This is a genomic window from Bradyrhizobium sp. CCBAU 11361 (assembly GCF_028128935.1).
GTDB classification, from domain to species: domain Bacteria; phylum Pseudomonadota; class Alphaproteobacteria; order Rhizobiales; family Xanthobacteraceae; genus Bradyrhizobium; species Bradyrhizobium niftali.
Map to the genome: position 1 here is coordinate 23,508 of NZ_LBJZ01000155.1, position 17,846 is coordinate 41,353.

General features: G+C 59.1%; 13 protein-coding genes and 3 pseudogenes. 10 read left to right on the forward strand and 6 right to left on the reverse strand.

The genetic code is table 11. The features are described from left to right. Positions 1-687: 687 nt before the first annotated feature. Entirely contained in the window at positions 688-2,391 is a 1,704-nt protein-coding gene (locus tag XI08_RS14120) for an outer membrane beta-barrel protein (RefSeq protein ID WP_271574832.1), read from the reverse strand. 395 nt (positions 2,392-2,786) lie between these two features. Here XI08_RS14120 and XI08_RS14125 point away from each other — a divergent pair, with 395 nt between their 5' ends. Together XI08_RS14125 and XI08_RS14130 are read left to right on the forward strand one after the other, a co-directional pair. Then, positions 2,787-2,993 (forward strand): hypothetical protein, encoded by a 207-nt coding sequence (locus XI08_RS14125; protein ID WP_097669633.1) that lies wholly within the window; start codon positions 2,787-2,789, stop codon positions 2,991-2,993. 102 nt (positions 2,994-3,095) lie between these two features. After that, positions 3,096-4,205: pseudogene (locus tag XI08_RS14130) on the forward strand (IS110 family transposase). Between the two features lie 284 nt (positions 4,206-4,489). Here XI08_RS14130 and XI08_RS14135 read toward each other — a convergent pair. Next, positions 4,490-4,723: a transposase domain-containing protein gene (locus XI08_RS14135; protein WP_161533297.1), complete on the reverse strand. Its 234-nt coding sequence runs from the start codon at positions 4,721-4,723 to the stop codon at positions 4,490-4,492. A 473-nt stretch (positions 4,724-5,196) separates the two neighbouring features. Here XI08_RS14135 and XI08_RS14140 point away from each other — a divergent pair, with 473 nt between their 5' ends. The 4 genes and pseudogenes from XI08_RS14140 to XI08_RS14155 form a co-directional block, all read left to right on the forward strand. Beyond that, entirely contained in the window at positions 5,197-5,529 is a 333-nt protein-coding gene (locus tag XI08_RS14140) for a hypothetical protein (RefSeq protein WP_143279382.1), read from the forward strand. Then, positions 5,526-5,756: a hypothetical protein gene (locus XI08_RS14145; RefSeq protein ID WP_161533299.1), complete on the forward strand. Its 231-nt coding sequence runs from the start codon at positions 5,526-5,528 to the stop codon at positions 5,754-5,756. Before XI08_RS14140 ends, XI08_RS14145 begins: the two co-directional genes overlap by 4 nt. Further along, the gene (locus XI08_RS14150; RefSeq protein ID WP_271574833.1) at positions 5,753-7,999 is read left to right on the forward strand and encodes a hypothetical protein; all 2,247 of its coding nucleotides are present in this window, start codon (positions 5,753-5,755) and stop codon (positions 7,997-7,999) included. Before XI08_RS14145 ends, XI08_RS14150 begins: the two co-directional genes overlap by 4 nt. Positions 8,000-8,326: 327 nt before the next feature. Then, positions 8,327-9,191: pseudogene (locus tag XI08_RS14155) on the forward strand (ISNCY family transposase); the annotation flags it as partial. Positions 9,192-9,653: 462 nt separating this feature from the next. Here XI08_RS14155 and XI08_RS14160 read toward each other — a convergent pair. The 3 genes from XI08_RS14160 to XI08_RS14170 form a co-directional block, all read right to left on the reverse strand. Further along, positions 9,654-10,238, reverse strand: a complete 585-nt coding sequence (locus tag XI08_RS14160) for an anthranilate synthase component II (protein WP_271574834.1) — start codon at positions 10,236-10,238, stop codon at positions 9,654-9,656. Further along, complete coding sequence (gene pabB / locus XI08_RS14165) at positions 10,235-11,629, reverse strand: aminodeoxychorismate synthase component I (RefSeq protein WP_271574835.1); 1,395 nt, start codon at positions 11,627-11,629, stop codon at positions 10,235-10,237. The genes XI08_RS14160 and pabB overlap by 4 nt, the downstream gene beginning before the upstream one ends. Before the next feature lie 113 nt (positions 11,630-11,742). Beyond that, positions 11,743-12,102 carry a Dabb family protein gene (locus XI08_RS14170; protein ID WP_097669452.1) on the reverse strand — a complete coding sequence of 120 codons (360 nt, stop codon included), beginning with the start codon at positions 12,100-12,102 and terminating at the stop codon, positions 11,743-11,745. Positions 12,103-12,947: 845 nt separating this feature from the next. Between XI08_RS14170 and XI08_RS14175 the strand changes: the two genes are divergently transcribed. Beyond that, on the forward strand, positions 12,948-13,583 hold the full coding sequence (locus tag XI08_RS14175; RefSeq protein WP_271574836.1) for a dethiobiotin synthase: 636 nt from the start codon (positions 12,948-12,950) through the stop codon (positions 13,581-13,583). Between the two features lie 1,408 nt (positions 13,584-14,991). Continuing rightward, positions 14,992-15,108 (forward strand): annotated as a pseudogene (locus tag XI08_RS14180) (transposase); the annotation flags it as partial. Between the two features lie 133 nt (positions 15,109-15,241). Here XI08_RS14180 and XI08_RS14185 read toward each other — a convergent pair. Further along, a complete protein-coding gene (locus tag XI08_RS14185) occupies positions 15,242-16,609 on the reverse strand; it encodes a hypothetical protein (protein ID WP_271574837.1) in 1,368 nt (455 codons plus the stop codon). 476 nt (positions 16,610-17,085) lie between these two features. Between XI08_RS14185 and XI08_RS14190 the strand changes: the two genes are divergently transcribed. Then, positions 17,086-17,274 (forward strand): hypothetical protein, encoded by a 189-nt coding sequence (locus XI08_RS14190; protein ID WP_271574838.1) that lies wholly within the window; start codon positions 17,086-17,088, stop codon positions 17,272-17,274. A 372-nt stretch (positions 17,275-17,646) separates the two neighbouring features. Next, positions 17,647-17,846 (forward strand): hypothetical protein (locus XI08_RS14195; protein WP_271574839.1); only part of this gene is annotated, 200 nt, incomplete at its 3' end.

Below are 17,846 nucleotides of genomic sequence, written 5' to 3' on the forward strand. Positions count from 1 at the left end.
CTGCCCCAGCGCTGCGAGAAGTGGTGATCGCGCACCAAACCACGAATGATCAGAGATAGCCTTTTCACGTGCAAGGCGTTTTTGGTTGAGTGTGGCAGATGCCAATCACCCGTCGCATTTGCACCTCCTGCCTGACACATGTCGGGAACTGCGGGCGACACGGCAACTACGAATTCGCGCTCTCGGCGCAACCGGGCGAGTCGCAGAGGCGGCCAGCTACTAACTCGAGCTCCTGCAGCTCGATCTCGACGGCCCGGGCGAGCAGCTCACGGGCTCCGTTCCGCAGAATTTCTGGCAGTGGATCGTCAACCGCAGACGGCTGACTTCTCGTTCATGCGTATCGCTCTCCTTGAGAGGTTAGGGCAGGCTCGACACCTGCCTTGAACGCCGCCTATCTCAACCCGTCATCACCCACGTCCCCGCATAGCTCTCATAGCCTTCAGCTTTGGATGTTGGACCAAGATCTCGTCCCCGTTAGGCTCCGCATGCTGGGTTTTATCTCCCATGATGAATTGAGGGAAGCAAACCGTCGACGTCCGAACCTACGCAGCCCTGTGGCGCGAAACATTGATCGATGCTGCGATCTTCGTTAAGCGACCTCCGATTGGACTCTTAAGGCAATCACTTTGTCTTCGGATTTGTTCGGTCACTGCATTGCCCGAGGTTGGAGCTTGGCTGTGAGGCCCCTCAATTGAAGTTGTAGGAGGCCTGAAAGAACGTACCCCAGCGCTCCATGCTATACTTCGCAAGTACGGTCGGATCACCGACGCAGCCATAGCTGCTGCACAAAGAGTTGCTCCGCTTGTTGGTCCACATCGCCCAGTAGCGGCCACCGACGCCGACGCTGAAGTTCCTGGTGATGAAGTAGGACAAGACGCCTTCAACCTGGACGCCTCGGCCCCCATTGCCCCGTTGTTCATCAAACACGGTCTCGTTGCGCAAGAGATGATAATCACGCCCCTTGAAATCGGTCCACGGCAGGTAAGCGACGTCCGTGCTCAAGCGCCAACGCTCGGTGAGCATGGTTTCGGCGCTTAGGCCGATACGAGGTGCATTCCATTGAGTATCCTGGCTGCCAACGTTCGTGTTGTCGCCTGGCGCCAGGCACGGTAGGTTGACGATCTTGATGCATCCTATCGAGTCCGAGCTCTCGCCGTAATAGCTCCAACCCGTGAATCCGCCGACCTTGTAGGTGGCGCCGCGCAGGAAATCATAACCTAGGTCCGCCGTGTAATAAGTGAACCTTCCGTTTGCTTGGCCCGAGATCGTGTTAGTATACGACATTGATGTGGTCCCAGTATCGAGACCCCAATCTTCATCGTTCGAGTGTCCTTTGTTGAAGCGCCCGATCCCAATATTGCCCTTGAGGAATACTCCCCAGGGGCTGTCAACACGGAGAAATGATTCCCCGGAAAGTCCGTCCAATCCGTAATAAGTGAGCCTCGAGATGAGACGGCTGGGGTCGTCGAGGTGGCCATAGGGCACTGCGCTGTGGTCCCATTGAAATTGTCCGCGGCTGAGCCAGAGCCGCGATCCGCCTTCAAACGCCCAACCGGGCGAGTAAGCGACCGGCGGCGCACCGGCGAGTGCTTTCGCGTACAGCGGCGCGTCGCCCCATTGCGCCGTCCAAGGGTCGGCGCCAAAATGGTAATTCAACCCGATCTTTCCGACGTGATAACTGCTGGAGGGCCTCGTTGTGTTCGCTGGCAGAATCGCAAACGGTGGAAACTGCACCGTCGGAGGTGTGTCGATCCTCGGCCCGCCGAAATGTAGATAGTCATACTCAGCTTTGACCGACCATGCAGGCGTAAGCGCTTGCTCGACGCCCAGCCCGATGGTGCCACCGAGGCGACCATAATCGAAATGGGTCTTCTCCGGTGAGAATCCAAACTCGTAATTATTGAGGACGTCGCCCTGATTGTTCTGCCAAGCGACGCCTCCCTTGAGATAGGCCAGCGTGTGGCCCAGCGCGCCAAACGCGTAACCGATGCGGCCGGTCCCGGTGGCAAGAACGTTGGGACCTGCCTTGCAGTTTGCGCTCACGACAAAGCCGGAGGCAGCGAGGCAGGTATTTGTGCCGTCGGAGACAGCGCGGCTGACATCGAGTTCGACACCAAAGACCCAGCCCTTGTTCTGCCAATTGTAACCGATCTGGCCACCTGCGAGGAACACTGGGGTATCGACGACATCGCCATAGATTGACGGACCGTAGGGATTGCTGAAGGAGGTTCGGCCGTACCCGCCGCCGACGTGCCCGCCAATATAGCCTCCGGTCCAGTTCCACACCGCCGGCGGCAGTTTCACTTCTGGCTCAAGGTCTGCCGAATTGGCGGCACTGCTTGCGACGAGCGCAATTGTTGTGGCTCCCCAAAAAAGAAATCCAGATCGCATCAAATACTCCGCTGCGCTTCTCCATCCACAACCGAGCGCCTTCGCGCTGGCATCGGTGATGGCGCCGCGAATGAAGCAAGCAGCGTGCCGCTTAAATGAGGCTCTTCACGCGCCAGGTACGCGTCAAATTTGCGACATTGGGGCTCAAACCCGACAATCGCGCTGTTAGCGTTCGACAGTAAATGTTGCGCAACGCGAAGCCGCCATTCTCGCTGTAGCTGCGACATCAGCTGTCGAGTCTCATGTGAAGCGTTTGAGTCCAGTGGACATTACCAATACGAGCCCTGCCGGCCTGGACGCCGGATCCGTCGATCTGCAGAGGGATGATACTTGGTATGCTACGCTATCGAAATCCGCTTCCTTGGGAAAACATCTGACGAGCGATCATTCAGGCAATGCGGCACGCGCAGGAGACGCTCGTCGTCAGCCTCTTCGTGTCCCTGGTGATGCTCGCCTTCGCCATGATGGCCGCGATCCGACTTCGCGCTCACCGCCATCGCCCAAAAAACAAAACGTCGCCCCCCGGCAACAGCCCAAACACCACCACGCCGCCGCTGATCTGTTGGTCAATCCAGGAATCGGCCATTGCCATCAGACCGTAAGGCCGTATGTCCGCCTCTTCCGGTGAGGTGGCTCGCCCTACACTGCGCGTCCGAGGGTTACTCGGGCGTACCGAGCCGATCCTCATCACAGGAGGACGAGCCGTGGCAGATTATAGGGAAGCATTTGTCGGAATCGACGTCGCGAAGCTGAAAAACGCCATCGCGATCGCGGAAACAGGCCGGGAAGGAGAGGTTCGCTTCTTCGGTGAGGTCGACGCGTCGGCGACCGGCATGCGCCGGGTCGTTGAACGGATCGCCAACCGGTTTGGTGGTGTGCATTTCTGTTACGAGGCCGGTCCGACGGGCTATGGCCTTTATCGCCTGATCCGGTCGCTCGGCCATGAATGAACCGTGGTTGCGCCGTCGCTGATCCCGAGGAAACCGGGCGATCGCGTGAAGACAAACCGCCGGGACGCTGTTTCTCTCGCCCGGCTGCTGCGCGCCGGCGAGCTGACGGCGGTGTGGGTTCCCGATGAAAGCCACGAAGCGATGCGCGATCTCGTCCGCGCCCGAGCGGCGGCGGTTGAGGCTCTGCGGGTCCACCGCCAACAGGTGAGCGCCTTCATGCTCAAGCACGGCCGCACCTATCCCCGCAAGAAGGGATGGACGATGCGCTATCTGCGTTGGCTTCAGGAACAGCAGTTCGATCATCCCGCGCATCAGATCGCGCTCCAAGAAATGGTCGAAGCAGTTCGCATCACCAGGGAGCGGGTCCAACGTCTGGAGCGCACGATCGAAGAGTTCGTCTCGGCCTGGTCCTTGGAGCCGCTCGTGCGGGCGCTTCAAACACTGCGAGGCATCGATCTAATCGTCGCGGTGACATTTGCCACCGAGGTTGGTGACGTGAGCCGTTTTGAGACCTCACGTCAGCTCATGGGCTATCTCGGCCTGGTGCCGGGCGAGCGATCGACCGGGGAGACGGTCAGGCGTGGCGGCATCACTAAGGCCGGCAACGGCCGCGTTCGCCACATGTTGATCGAGAGCGCCGGGACGTATCGGCACCCGCCGAAGATCGGAAAGACAAAGCTATACCGGCTCGAGCAGGCATCGCCAGCGGTGCGAGAGATCGCATGGAAGGCGCAGACCCGCCTGACTGCTCGCTACCGAAAGCTCGCTTCGCGCGGCAAGCGAACGACGGTGGTCTGCACTGCTATCGCCCGTGAACTGGTCGGCTTCATGTGGGCGGTCGCCAGGCAAGTGCAATCAGCCTGATCAGGCCCTCTCATCATCGCGCATGGGCGGAGGCGGGACCACGGTAGAGGGAATGCCCGTCAGACGCTTTGTGGCCGGCAAGAACGCCGACGCCCGCAGTAAGATCGGAGCAGACCTCGGACGCACAATCGGGAATGCGGTAGCCAACCCGCGCATCAGAGCTTGATCACCGACGTCCTTCGGTTCCGCCTCCACCCATGCGCGATCATCAGTATCAACAGCCGATCAACGATCGGGCGAACCTCTGCGTTCTATCCTTGATAGCGGACATCAGAGCGTCGTCCTCAGGCCACGGCTTTAAGATCGTGACGGCAGTAAGCCCAAAGACGCAACTGATCGATTTCGCTGTTTGGATAGCCGTTGACGATGCTGGTGAGCGCGTCGGCCAGGTAAGCAAGCGCATTCATATCGGCGACCGCGAAAGCGACATCTTCGAATTGTATTGCCTGACGCAAGAGCTTGGCGCTCACTTGCTTGTCCGCGCCTGCGTCGATCGGCTGGCGGGCGATGACGGCCATTCGATTGCGACCGAGATGGAAGAGACCAGCGGTCAAGGGCCTGCATTACATCGGCGTGCGGGACGACAAGGGCGAGATGACGAAAGCTGTGCTGGAGATCAAGTTCAAGCGGATTGCGGTCTTGCCTCCGATCGGAAAGCAAAACTCTATCCTGCCCTCGACCTGACGGTAATCCTCGCAAGCGAGCGCGGTGCGCCAAAGGGCCGGAAACCTATTGAGTCGAAGCTAATCACGGACCTACCCGTCCGTAGACGCTCCGAGGCAATCGAGAAGATTAACTGGTGCGCCATGCGGTGGAAAATCGAGATGTTCCACAAGATCTTGAAATCGGGCTGCAGGGCGGGCGGAAGACTCAAAACTGCGGACGCGGACCGCCTCGCTAATCTGATGGCGGTCTTCTGCATTCTCAGTTGGCGCGTCCTCTGGCTCACCATGCTCAATCGCGCGGCCCGGACGCGTCACCGAAGATGGCCTTGACGGACAACGAGATCGCATTGCTCGATGAACTCATCAGCGACGTCGGCAATCGACGATGTCGCCCTGGAACCCTCGCATTCTACTTGACCAAACTTGAACGATTGGGTCGCTACCTGGCCAGGGCCGCCGATCCGCCACCCGGAAATGTCGTCATCTGGCGCGGACTTTCCAGACTGACCGTTATCGAATTCGGCGCCGAAATCGGAGCGGCTGGAAATGTGGGTTTGAAAGCTGGTGAGGACCTCACCAGACGCCGTACCCGGCATAGGGGCAGGACCCTTACGGATCGCCTCGCGGACGGTACTGTCAATCCAGAGCGCAGATCTTGACCGGGGCACGTCAGGCCGCGGTCACGTCTCAGCGGATTATGCCGCAACTGACGCAGCTATCCCGCATCGCTGTCTTCAGCAACACAGGAGCTGCGATGGAAATGGGACCCAAGGCGATATCGGCTTTCTTGCGCATCCGGAAGAACTCTCTTGGTCAGCTACTGGTCAGCCAGGCGGTCTATCCAGATAGGCTGAGCATTCTCGACTTTATCGGAGATAAAATATGACGGGCATTGGCCGAGCTGGCACATCGCGCGTTGGGGCTGCACGAGCCGACAGCACCGGGGAATTGAGCAGTTCGAGCGCGGAGTCCGGCCTGTTGCCTGGGGAACGCAGTCAATCCTTCGACGCCGTCGTGGAGCGGATGCGCTCCGGGCCTCAAGATAGAACCGCGGCGCTCGCGAACCAGCCACCAGCTTTGGATGTGGCGGCGCCAACGCGGGACGAGATCAAGGCAGCAGAGGAAAACTTGGACAGCCTGCTCGAGCAGCTTAAAACTTGTCGTCAAGCGGCCAGGCGCGCCCGGAACTTGCCCGAGGCGCAAGAGCTGATCGATCAAGTGGTTAAAGCAGGCTCAGCAGTTCTGGAGTACTACGCGAATCTGCCCCCAGCTCTGGCGCGCCGCATTCTGCCGGACGATCGGGCTCGCCAGCTCCGCTATGACACGCTGAACGCGGCCCACGAATGTGACCACTTGGCCAAGCAGATTCTCGACGAGTTGGAGAAGAACAGAAAGAAAGCAGCACGCCTGCTCGACAACATGAAAGACACCGCTTCGCCCGCCCAGCTGAGCCGCGTGGTTGCAGGCGTGGCGGACCACTATGTCGCCTGCATGGAGTGGTGGGGAAAGAAGGCATTGCGCTCGGAGCGGATGCAGTCAGTCTGCGCAGCTACTGCCAAGTTGCCATGTAGCACGCCCGAGATGCGGAAGGCCGAAGAGGCCGCACTAAGGCTGCATACCGGCTGGGCGCTCAATACGAAGTGCATGTATCTGCAATCGCGGATAGCTCTCGCGGAGCTCTTGATTAACTCGCAAGCGAGCACGTTCGAACCAGATCTGCGCGGCGCCCTCATGGACGAGAGCGGGCGAGTGCGTCTGCTCGGGACCTTCATCGAAGATGTTTTTCCGGCATTCGTCTCGACGCACGGCGCCGTTCTGAAGAGCGATGGAGCGGCCCTCGACGCAGAGCACCGCGCCGTTCTGGAAGGAGTCATGGAGCGCCTTTCGGAATTTGCGTCAGGACTGAGCGGCATCGTTGCCAGCCTGAGGGAGGCCAGAACGCGAGCCGACCTCCCGTTGCAGTTGCTGGACGAGATCGTGGAAGGCGCGTGGGTTACGGCGAACGACGTCATGCGGCTGCTGGCATTGCAGCCGAAGACGATAGCCACGATTGAACCGCCGGCTTGGGCTGGGCTGCCGGAAAATACTGCCGTCGTCGGCGAAGATAGTCCAGCGCGCAGAAGGGGAAAAGGAAGGCGCGCAGCGGCCGCAGGCGAGGGGAGTTCGACGGCCCGCCCGGCGGGGCCGCAACTCGCCAAGCCCAATGCCGCCACGGTCCGGACGGGCAAGGTTATCGTACTCTCGGATCTCGGCACCAAGAAACTCGCGACCGCGGACGAGGCACGCGCGTTATCCTCCGCGACCGAGCACCTCCAGATGTGGCAGGCTCCGCCCTCCAGGAAAGCGCTGGCGGGATTACTTGAGCGATTGGACGAGCTGCTGCAGTTCGATCTGTCGGCTCAGCAAAGCGCCGTCTCGCAAGCGCGCCAGATGAAGCCCGAGGACGCCGAACACGTCTTGGATCGCGTCATTAAGCGCTTGCAGACGCAGGCCTCCGAGATTGAGGCATGTGCAGCCGCGCTGGAGGAGCCTCGACGACGTGGCCTGCTCACGCCTGCGCAACTGCCCGAAGTGCACGATAAAATTGTACGGCTCAAGGCGATGTGGTCCGAGGTGCAGGGGCAGGCAAACTCATTAAACGCGCAAAAGGCAGCAATCACGAGCGATTGCATGAAGACCTATGCGTTTCCATCGCAAAAATACCTTGAACAGTTGCGGGCGGCGGGGGAGCTGGCGTCAGTGGATCCACCACGTGCCTTGAAGGGAGAGCCAGGGACGCTGTTCGAGATCAGGGTGCAGCCCAAGGCGCTGCGCAATGGTGCGACGCCAAGCCCGATGTGGGTGCACATCCATACCAAGCAGCCGGTACATGCCTGGCAATTAGCAACGCTGGGCGATCGCGGTTTCGCCGCTTGCCACGTGAAGTCTAACGAACAGCGCGGCTACAATCAGCACTGGCAGAGCGCTCGAGCCGCCGAGGGGCACGAGAAAGTCGTGATCCACCGCGGCAAGCTCACCCCTGCGTTCTGTAGGTCCTTGTTGAGCGACGCCGCTGGCCGCCATCCGTGGCCTCCCCTTCCCGATCCGGAGCACGTGTCGGCGCAGATCGCTCGACTGGGGATCTCGTGAGCTGGTTGTCTTCCGGCGTAGTGCCGTTCGGTGGCAGCTTTCCTGCCTCCGGATCGGCTCGGAGGATTGCCTGCCCAGCACCGAGCCCTCCAGGCTCCATCTCCCAAAAGGATGGAGCTTGGAGAAGAGAACGCGCACCACGGGAGGCTTGTCAGCCTGTCGCGCGGCGATCAGGATGGAAGAGCGCGTCAATCAAGCAAGGTGAGAGAGTTTCGCCGGGCTCGTGACGTAGGGAGGGCGTAGCCCGACCGGAGTTACGATCCCCGCGTCGGCGCGATCCGCGAGGGACCGCGCCGACTTCTGATCGCGGCCGGCAGGTTATGCAAGTGGGAGGCGACAGGCCGGATCTGCGGGAAGCGGCTGAAGGCATTACTGCCTGCGCTGATTGAGGCTATGGAACGGCACGGCCACCTCGACCTTGCCCCCCAGATCGGCGCCAAACTTTTGGCGATGAGCGCTGCGACGATCGACCGCACATTAGTGCGGATCCAAGAAGAATCAGGTCGCAAGCGCCGGCGGCACGCGACGCACTCGTTGCGTCGCAGTGTTCCAATACGGACGTCGGCAGATTGGAATGATCCGGCGCCCGGATTCGAGGCCGACCTTGTAGCACATAGCGGTCCATCTGCCCGGCAGCTTCATCCTGACCCTCGTGCTCACCGACAGTGCTACCGGCTGGACAGAGTGCGCTGCTCTGATCGTGGCGCGAACAGGCGCTATTGAGCATGGTGCTGACGGAATTGCGCAAACCATTGCCTTTTGCGCTGCTCGGCCTCGATACTGACAATGATACCGTGTTCATGATTGAGACGCTGAACGCCCACTGCGAGGTGGCCAACATCGTTTTCACGCGTTGCCGGCCCTACCGAAAGAATGACCAGCCGTTCGTCGAGCAGAAGAACGGCGCCGTCGTGCGCAGAATGGTCGGCTATCGTCGGTTCGAGAGCCTGGAAGTGCTGCTGGCTGAACACTATCGATCGCGGAGGCTGTTCGTGCACGTCTTCCAATCCTCGTTCAATTGATAGCCGGGCAGCGCGACGATGCGCGTGTGCGCAAGACATACCGTGCGCCGGCGACACCACACCAGCGCTTAGCCGCCGACACGCCCCGCTCGGTTCGTGCCCATCTCCAAGAAATACATGCCGTTCTCGACCCGGTCGCGTTGTTGCGCGATATCCGCGGCGCGCAGGAAACGGCGTCCCGCAAGTGCAAATTGATCTTATGAGTCCTGCTTCATGAGAACGTTTGACCTGCCACCGAGAAGAACCGCCGATCCTATAGGACCGGCGGCCAAGTCAAGGGAGGAAACGCCCGTCAGGGCAGCGGTAGCGAGACTACCGCAAGGCACCACCAACTTCTTGGCGGATCTCAAATAGACATTTTGCGATGGGCTAGACGATGATCCGCCTACTCATCGAATGGAGGTAATGCGAGGAAAGCTACGCATTGCTGGCTTCCAGTAATTCAATTGAGCCTGAATTTAAAGAAAAAGTTGCGTACAAAGCGTACAAATCGAGCTTTTTCGCGCTCTCTCGTCACACCTTCAACAGGTCAGAGCTGTTTCGCACGGAGTGCCGAGTTAGATCCGTCAAGTTTGCAGCTTGCCGCCCCTTCTATGGACCGTGCTGCCACGTTTGGGACGAAGTCGCCGATCTCACGCTCGGAAGCTCTCTGCCAATCGCAGGAAATTCATGAGCAGCACGTGACCTTGTTGAGTAAGTACTGACTCCGGGTGGAATTGCAGTCCATAGGTCGGTTGATGCCGATGTGCCAAAGCCATGATCTCACCTTCATTTGAGCGGGCTGTCACCACGAGATGCTGCGCGTCTGACTCCTCTAGTTCAACCGCCAGAGAATGATAGCGTCCAACAGAAAGTGGAGACGGGACTTGCTTGAACAACCCTCGGCCGTCATGAGTTATGTGTGAGGCTCGACCGTGCATCGGACAACGCGCGCGTACCACGCGACCGCCGAAAACGCTCCCAATACACTGGTGCCCAAGACAGATGCCAAGAATTGGAATGCGACCCGATAGTTCGCGGACAACGGCAGTGGATATGCCGGCCTCCATTGGCGTGCAAGGTCCGGGAGAGATCACGATTGCACGCGCCTGGAGCGCGAGGAGATCGGTGAAGCTCATCGCGTCATTCCGGACGACTTGCGTCTCTTCACCGAGCGCGCGGAAATATCGCGCGATATTGAACACGAATGAGTCGTAATTGTCGATGATCAGAATCAAAATGCACCAGATAGATCGGCACCAAAGGCGGCGAAGAGTCGCTGTGCCTTGGCAAGCGTCTCCTCGTACTCGGCTTCAGGATCCGACATCGCCGTTATCCCAGCCCCTGCATGAAAGACAGCTAGGTCGTCGTCGATCATCACAGTGCGGATCGCAATGTTCGTGTCCATCTGTCCATTGAATCCAATGAAACCGATCGCGCCGCAATAGACCTCTCGCGCCACTCCCTCGATGTCCGCAATAATCTCCATTGCTCGCACCTTCGGAACGCCGGTAACGGAGCCGCCCGGAAAGCAGGCGCGAAGCAAACTGACGGCGTCCTTGTCTTCAGCAAGTGCGCCCCTGACAATCGAAACGAGATGGTGCACCGATGCATAGGATTCTAGGTTGCACAGTGCGGTAACATCGACCGAATTGTCGGTACAAACGCGTGACAGATCGTTGCGCAGCAGGTCGACAATCATAATGTTCTCGGCACGATCCTTCTCGGACGCAAGAAGGAGTTCGGCACGCCGCCCATCTTCCGCGGAATCGGCGGAACGCGCGAATGTGCCCTTGATCGGGCGCGTTTCGACTTGCCGTTCGTCAAGTTTTAGAAATCTCTCAGGAGAGCTTGATGCGATCGTCAGCTTATCGTAGCGCAAGAGAGCTGCAAACGGTGCCGGGTTCAGAGTCCGGAGCTGGCAATAAAAGGTGAGCGGATCGAACAGGGGCGAAACCCTGGCACTGAAGCGTTGCGCGATGTTGGCCTGGAATATATCTCCTGCCAGGATCAAGCCGACGACGCGCTGGACCGCTGCGATAAAGCGTTCACGGCTATAGTTAGAATGCCAAGCGCCCGCCGTGCTGGGGATTATGTTCCGCGGCGACTTTGGCCTGGCGAGCAGTGCTGCAAACTCGTCGGCGCGACGACGCGCGCGATCGGCTCGTCGGGTTGGGTCCTGTTCGGGCCATCCGGTCGAGACGATCCAGCACCTGTGGTGCCGGTGATCGAAGCTGACGACCACATCGTAAAAATGCAGGATTGATTGAGGCAACCGGAGGCCGTGAATTGACGGCGGCTGCAGCTGCTCCAGTGTTCGGTTCAGATCGTAAGCAAGGAAGCCGGCTGCGCCGCCCTGGAATGGGGGGAGATCGGGGCGATGCGCTTCTTTGTATCTCGCAAGAAGGCCGCGGAGGACCTCCCATGGATCGCCTGTAAGTGCCACTCCATTCCAACTTGCCTGTCCATCTGCGACCAAATAGGTGCCGAACGGCTCGCAGGCCAGATATGAGTAACGCCCAAGCAGCTCATGCCCTGCCGCGCTATCGAGAAAGGTAAGCTGCGGCCACGGCGCAAGGCACCGCAGCGCCTTGACAGGTTCAATCCACTGCAACTCGCGGACGTGCATAGGCTATCTGTTACCGACGACCGGCAGGTTGGGAGGCCTGCGCCGCCGTGATGCCGCTCCGAAGGAGGGTTGTTTCCGCCCGAGCGTACAAGACCCTGCGGCTGATCATCAAGCTACTCACCGCCAGCTGATCCGCTACGCCGAGCGACTTGCGTTAGCCCTGCCGTTCCCGCGAAATGCACATCTGTTGACAGCTCATAGTCAGCGGCAAAGCGCAACTCCCGAAGTGGCCGTACGCATCTGATCGCTTCTCGATACAAATTGTGCGTTTTGTACGCAGCGAGATCCGTCTCGCTAGCAAACTCCCCGTACACCACGACGTCGATGTCATTGCCGAGCTGATCGCTCTTGCGGTTGCGCGCAATCTCGAGCCGGCGTGCATATGGGATTGAGGTGAGAACCGATAGACCTTTGACGATTTGGTCGATACAGGCCTCATCCCTGGCTGTGAAGAAGACGATGTGACGGATCATGGTGGCCGCAAAGGTGACGCCTCAACTTGGCCGCGTCCTTACCTCGGGGAGCGGCGCAACGCAATGCAATGCTGGAACGTCGTTGATGGCAAGGGGGCGCTCGTGTGACGCTCGGCCTTGCAGCAGAGGCTCGCAACAGCAGAGACTCGCAGAATTTCCAATTGAGCAAGACGTGTGAGTTGCTCGGTGTCCAAAATGATCTGAATGTGGCATATTCTGGCTCGGCGGCTCGATGAATCCGCGTGCAAAACTCGAGAACCCGCAATACTTCGTTGCGGGTGATACCGTCGATCAGTGTTTCCCGACAAGACGATTCAGCACTATCTCAACAGCCCATATCGATTGAACTCAGGCACCTCTCGTAGATCTGGGGTCCGAAACGTACGGTTCTGCATCTATTAGGATACATCGTGCCGCAGGTGAATGCCTTCGTCCGATCCGGACAGTATTTGTGCGCCGAAAACAATCTCAACCTGTCACAACGCATGACACGCAACTTAGGGAAGCGCGATGGTCCGCGCGCGAAACTCTATAATTCAATCTATCAGTTGGCCAGGCGGAACAGGCCCTTTCAGGCCAGGGGCATCGGCAACGAAGGCCATCCGTGAGTCGCATAGATTGAGCGACCGCTACTTTGCTTTGAGAGAGTAAAAAATGGTCGTAAGGGAGCTGAGCAGAGTTTTGCTCGACGCGCCTGGAAGGCCAGGTCGTACGCGGAACGTTGACTGCCGATCTTCCCAGGCGCGAGGTGGGTACTCCCGACTGGCGTATATTTGTGAACTGATACTGAAATCGTGGAGGGTGAGTTGCGTACAACTGCAGGAGGAGACAAGAGGCCAAACTCAATGAGCCAGAAGCAGATTGTGGTGACCGCTACTGGCGCCGGCATCGGAAAGACGGTGTTCTGCGCAGGACTCGTCAATCTCCTCGGTGCGAAGTTTTGGAAACCGATTCAGGCCGGCCTCGAAGGAGAAACCGATACCGAGCGGGTCGCTCGGCTTGGCAGTCTTCCGCCGGATCGCATCGTGCCTGAGCGTTACCGACTGCAAACGGCCGCTTGGCACCACAGTTCCTCGGGGATTGACGAGGTTCGTATCAAACCGGATTCGCTGGACGTACCGGACACCGGAGGGCAGCCGCTCGTGATCGAGGGTACCGGCGGACTAATGGAGCCGCTGAATTGCGGCTCGCTTTACATTGACCTCTTGGAGCGGTGGCGACTACCTGTCGTGCTCTGCGCGAGCACAACCCTGAGTACGATCAATTGTTCACTGCTGTCCATAGATGCGCTCCGAAGGCGCCAGATCGTCATTCTTGGGATCGCTTTCGTTGGCGAAAAGAATTCGGACGCTGTGGCAGCAATTTGCGAGATTGGACGGGTGCGGTGGTTAGGACGACTGCCCTGGATTGCGCCTTTGTCGGCAGACACGCTGCAAGCTGCGTTCAAGGCCTCCTTCTGTCAGGATGATTTCAATTCATGATGCTAAAGATGAAGTCGTTGATTGGCATCCGCATGCAACACGCGCTTCAAGCGGAATGACAACCGCCGGGCGATGGTGCTTATCTTTAGCCGGAACCGTTGCGGCGTTCGATCTGAAGACAATCACCTGATTATCGTGATGTCGCCATTTTGCGTCACAAGGGCAGACCTCGATGAAATCGGGGCATGTCATATTCGCCGACATGTGCGAGCAAGTTGTCCTTCATGCGCTGAAAGGCCTCAGTCGAAAACGAACGTTGTCCGAGATCAGCTATGACACGCTCCAATATTCGCCAGTGGCGATTTTCACGCGAAACCCGAGAAAGCGAGGGCTCAGGAAACCGCTCCCTCAAATACTGCACTGGCCGACGGAAAGGCTCACCTCAAGGGATCATGGTCATCAATTAATCGAACCATCAACCAGTGCCTGCCTTATTCGTTCGGCCTGTTCCTTGGATTGCTTCTCGGCCAAGCTGTGATCCTTTAACAGCGCGGGCCCCTTGCGTTGTCGATCATAGACCATCCAGCCGGTGGTCCCTATTCGAACGAGGAACCTGTACTGTTGCGGAGGTAATTCGTGGCTCAATAGTTCCTCCTAAATCGACCTGTTACGAAATCGCGCCCGGTGTCCCAAGAAAAGACGACACTCATGTCAGGAAAACACGCCCCGCGCTTTTTATTCCTGAATCGGAACACTGAATTTTCAGGCAACAAACGCACTGCACAGCCTGTGGCACTGGCCGAGGCATCTTTCGATGCCGCGTTCGTCGTATCCCACTGCCGCAGAGAGGGGCATGCAAACGCCTCGTGAAATTGATCACCTCGCCGGAGTCCAGCCGCGCCCATGACCCCTGTCGGCGTCGCTGTGTCTTGTAGTGAAGAGAAGTGGGCCGGTGCCGACCGCATCGCCCGGGAAGGCTTGCACTATCAGTTAAGGTGAAAGATTGTCGCTGCGATCGTCAATTTTGGCCGGCAGGAAGTCCGAAATCCCTCGACGATTCGCGCCGGCGAGCCAATTCTAATGGCTCCGCGTTTAACAGCTTCATCACCAGTCCCCCTCAGCCTTTCGCCATTGTGGCCAAGTGCGACACGATAGCAATCTAATGTCTTACAACTGACAGTTCGGTCGGCGGTCTCCTTCTGGGGCCGCCCATGATCAAGACGTTAGGGATTGCGGCGCTCGCGCTATTCGGGTCATCGCAGGTTGATCCGTACCTCGAACATGAACAAAGCCAAGGCTGTCATAGCGATGCTGCGACAGACATTCGTTTTGGGGTTTGAGTAGATTTAGGCCGGCGCCGCGTTATCGCGCGCGTAGCCTTGTGCCGCGCCTCGATCTTCTCGCGAGTCGCCCCCTAAATCATGTCGTTGTAGTCGGCGGTAATCTCCTCATGCAGGCGCTCAGGTGGCGAAACCGTTATCGGCTCAGGAAGCAAATCGTCGAGCCGATCTTCGGACAGATCAAGCAGGCGCGCGGGTTCCGGCAATTCCTATTGCGCGTCATGGAGAAAGCGAACGCCGAATAGGCCCTCATCTGTACCGCCCACAACCTCGCCAAGCTCGCTAGAGTCGCTGGAGCAAGTTATCATCCATTAACAAGCCCGATACCAGAGCTATCTGGACGCTCCTAGCGTCGGGAGTGTCCCTCGGTGTCTACACTCAAGGGTGATGGATGAGCCGAATGTCATTGGGCCCTCCCGGCCCTGCGAGGGCGGTGTAGAGCTCGCCGCGAATGTCGTAGTGCTTTATCGGCTGCGCCGCGTCCGGCAAGAGGCCCCAGCGGGCGAGCTTCGAGAGCATCGTGTACGGGGCGGGTTGGGTGCCGTGCGAAAAGTCCTCGGGAGCGGCGAATGTTGCAGCATAAATCTCGCGGGCTGCGGGGGACGTCGTCTCAGCCCTGGCGGACGCCGGAGCGGCTTGCTCCATTGACCGTGCAAGCCTCGCTGGCGAGGCCCGATTCGCCGGCTGCGCGCTGGGCTGCGGAACGTTCTCCGGTCGAGATCCGAGACGAACGGCAGCGCTTGGCGGATTGAGTGCGGTGCTTCGCCTCATCGCCGCCGCGGGCACGAACAGCGCCGTGTAGCGCTCATTGTGAACCACGAAGCGGGCGGGTCGGCTGTCCTGGCTCGGCGGGACGCTGCTACCGTCAAGCGCAGCCGTCGCGTGCTGGTCGCCGTGCCCCGAGTTGAAGGGACGAACGGCCTCTCCTAAATCCAGCGCTTCGTGATGGCGCGCGGTTGGCTCGAGAGACGACGATGGGCCGGCGTCGTTCATCGCCCACAGCAGATCCTGATCGTAACCTTCCGCAGGAAGGACTAACGGCGAACCGACCGCTGGCCCGAAAGGCGACGGTGCGCCGGCGTCTTCCATCAGCACGAGCGCGACTGAATTGCCGGGCTCGCTCAGCTGGCGCCCAATGGCATTCCCTTCCGGCTGGCTTAGCGTCCTCTGCCTCTTCGCAGGCCTCAACTGCCCGGTGTAATCCTCACCCATGAGGATCTCATGTCTTGAAAGGGAGGCGCTCCCGGTCAGTTCGTTCGGAGCCGGCTGGTAGCCGTCGCTCCAGTTGAAGTGACGAACGGCTTCTCCGGGATCCGGTGCCTGGTGATCGCGCGCGGTTGGCATGAGAGGCGATGCTAAGATGGCTTCGCCCATCATCCCTCGCAGCGGATCCTGATCGTGACCTTCCGCAGTCAGCTCCTTCGGCCAATTCAAAGCTTCCCGCGGCGCACTGTGCTGCGCAGCGGCGTCCCCGACGCGTCTGGTGAATGCGTCTTCGGGATGAGGACCTCGGGCCCTATGGTGCCCAAGTTCCAACGCCTCGGTGAGTCTACGGTCTTCGTCAGACAGATGACGATAGTGGCGATCTGGAGAAACAGGAACCCCTGCGACGGCGGTGGTATCAAGCTGCGGCACTTCATCCAGGTACGGCTCAAAGTCCGCGTGCTGCTGTTGCGGTTGTGGCACCGCGACGTTGTAAGCAGCGAGATCTCGGTCGAATGGGTTGATGCTGTTAAATGGGTCCATGTTCCCTCCGGATTTGAGTCGGTTCGCAATCCTGAGCAGGTAGTGTCCTCTCTAGTTCTTGCTCTATTAGGATCAGCTGTCGACAAGCTGACGCGCCAGCCCGACTGCCACACTCACCCGAGGGACGCGCCAAAGATGCCGGACTGCATTTTTCGGAAGTATTGGCTGGTAGTCGGAGCCGGCACGAACAGGTTCTATTTTGTAGAGTAGCATCATGGGGCCTACAAACCGTCGCAAAACAAAGTGCGTACTGAGCTAGGACGTGTTCTGGACGATGCCGTCCGGATGGTGCCCGAACCGAGGCGGACCTCTTCATTGAAGGCATGCCTTGCCGAAGGTCTTGACTCTGGCCGCAGAGGGTGAATCGGATCCAGTCATCTTGGCACGTGTCTCGGTGCGGACAGTGCAGGAATCCTTGCAGCTGCCACTGTTCCTGAAGAGCACCAGTTGGCACTGGGCGCTTCAACAAAGGAAACATGAACGATGAAGATTGGGGCATCCCGCCCTATCGCAACACGATCTCAGGCGAGGCAAACGGGAGGTTCACGTACTCCACGGCCGATGCCGGTTACGATTTCCTGCGCGCTGCCAACTACAAGGTCGGAGGATTTATCGGCTGGACCTACTACGAGCAGAGCTCCGACTCGAGGGGGGTGTACAGATAGCTGCCCCGGTTCCATGCTTGGCGCGCCGGATGACGACACGGTCGTTGGCAGCCAGAATACTCAGTGGATGCGCCTCGTGTCGGCCTAAGCGCCGAAACCATGCTCATCGAGCGTTGGCGGTTGAACACTGACGTCGCTTACCTGCCCTGGACCGATTTCAAGGGCGTGACAATCATCTCTTGCGCGACGCGACCATGTTTGATGAACAACGGGGCAATGGGGGCCGAGGTGTCCAAGTTGAAGGCGTCTTGTCCTACTTCATCACCAGGAACTTCAGCGTCGGCGTCGGTGCCCGCTATTGGGCGATGTGGACCAACCTGCGAAGCAACTCTTTGTGCAGCAGCAGCGGCTGCGTCAGTGAACAGACCACACATGCGAAGTACAGCATGGAACGTTGGGGTACGTTCTTTCAAGCGTCCTCCAAGTTCGATTGAAAAGATCACACCAAAAGCCAAGCTCCAGGCTTTCGACGCCCCCTCAAGCTTTGGTAGTGACCATCCACCTCCGCGCCATCTGGACGCCGGCAACATTGGCATTAGCGAACCTTGTCACGTGATGACGGCAGTGAAAAG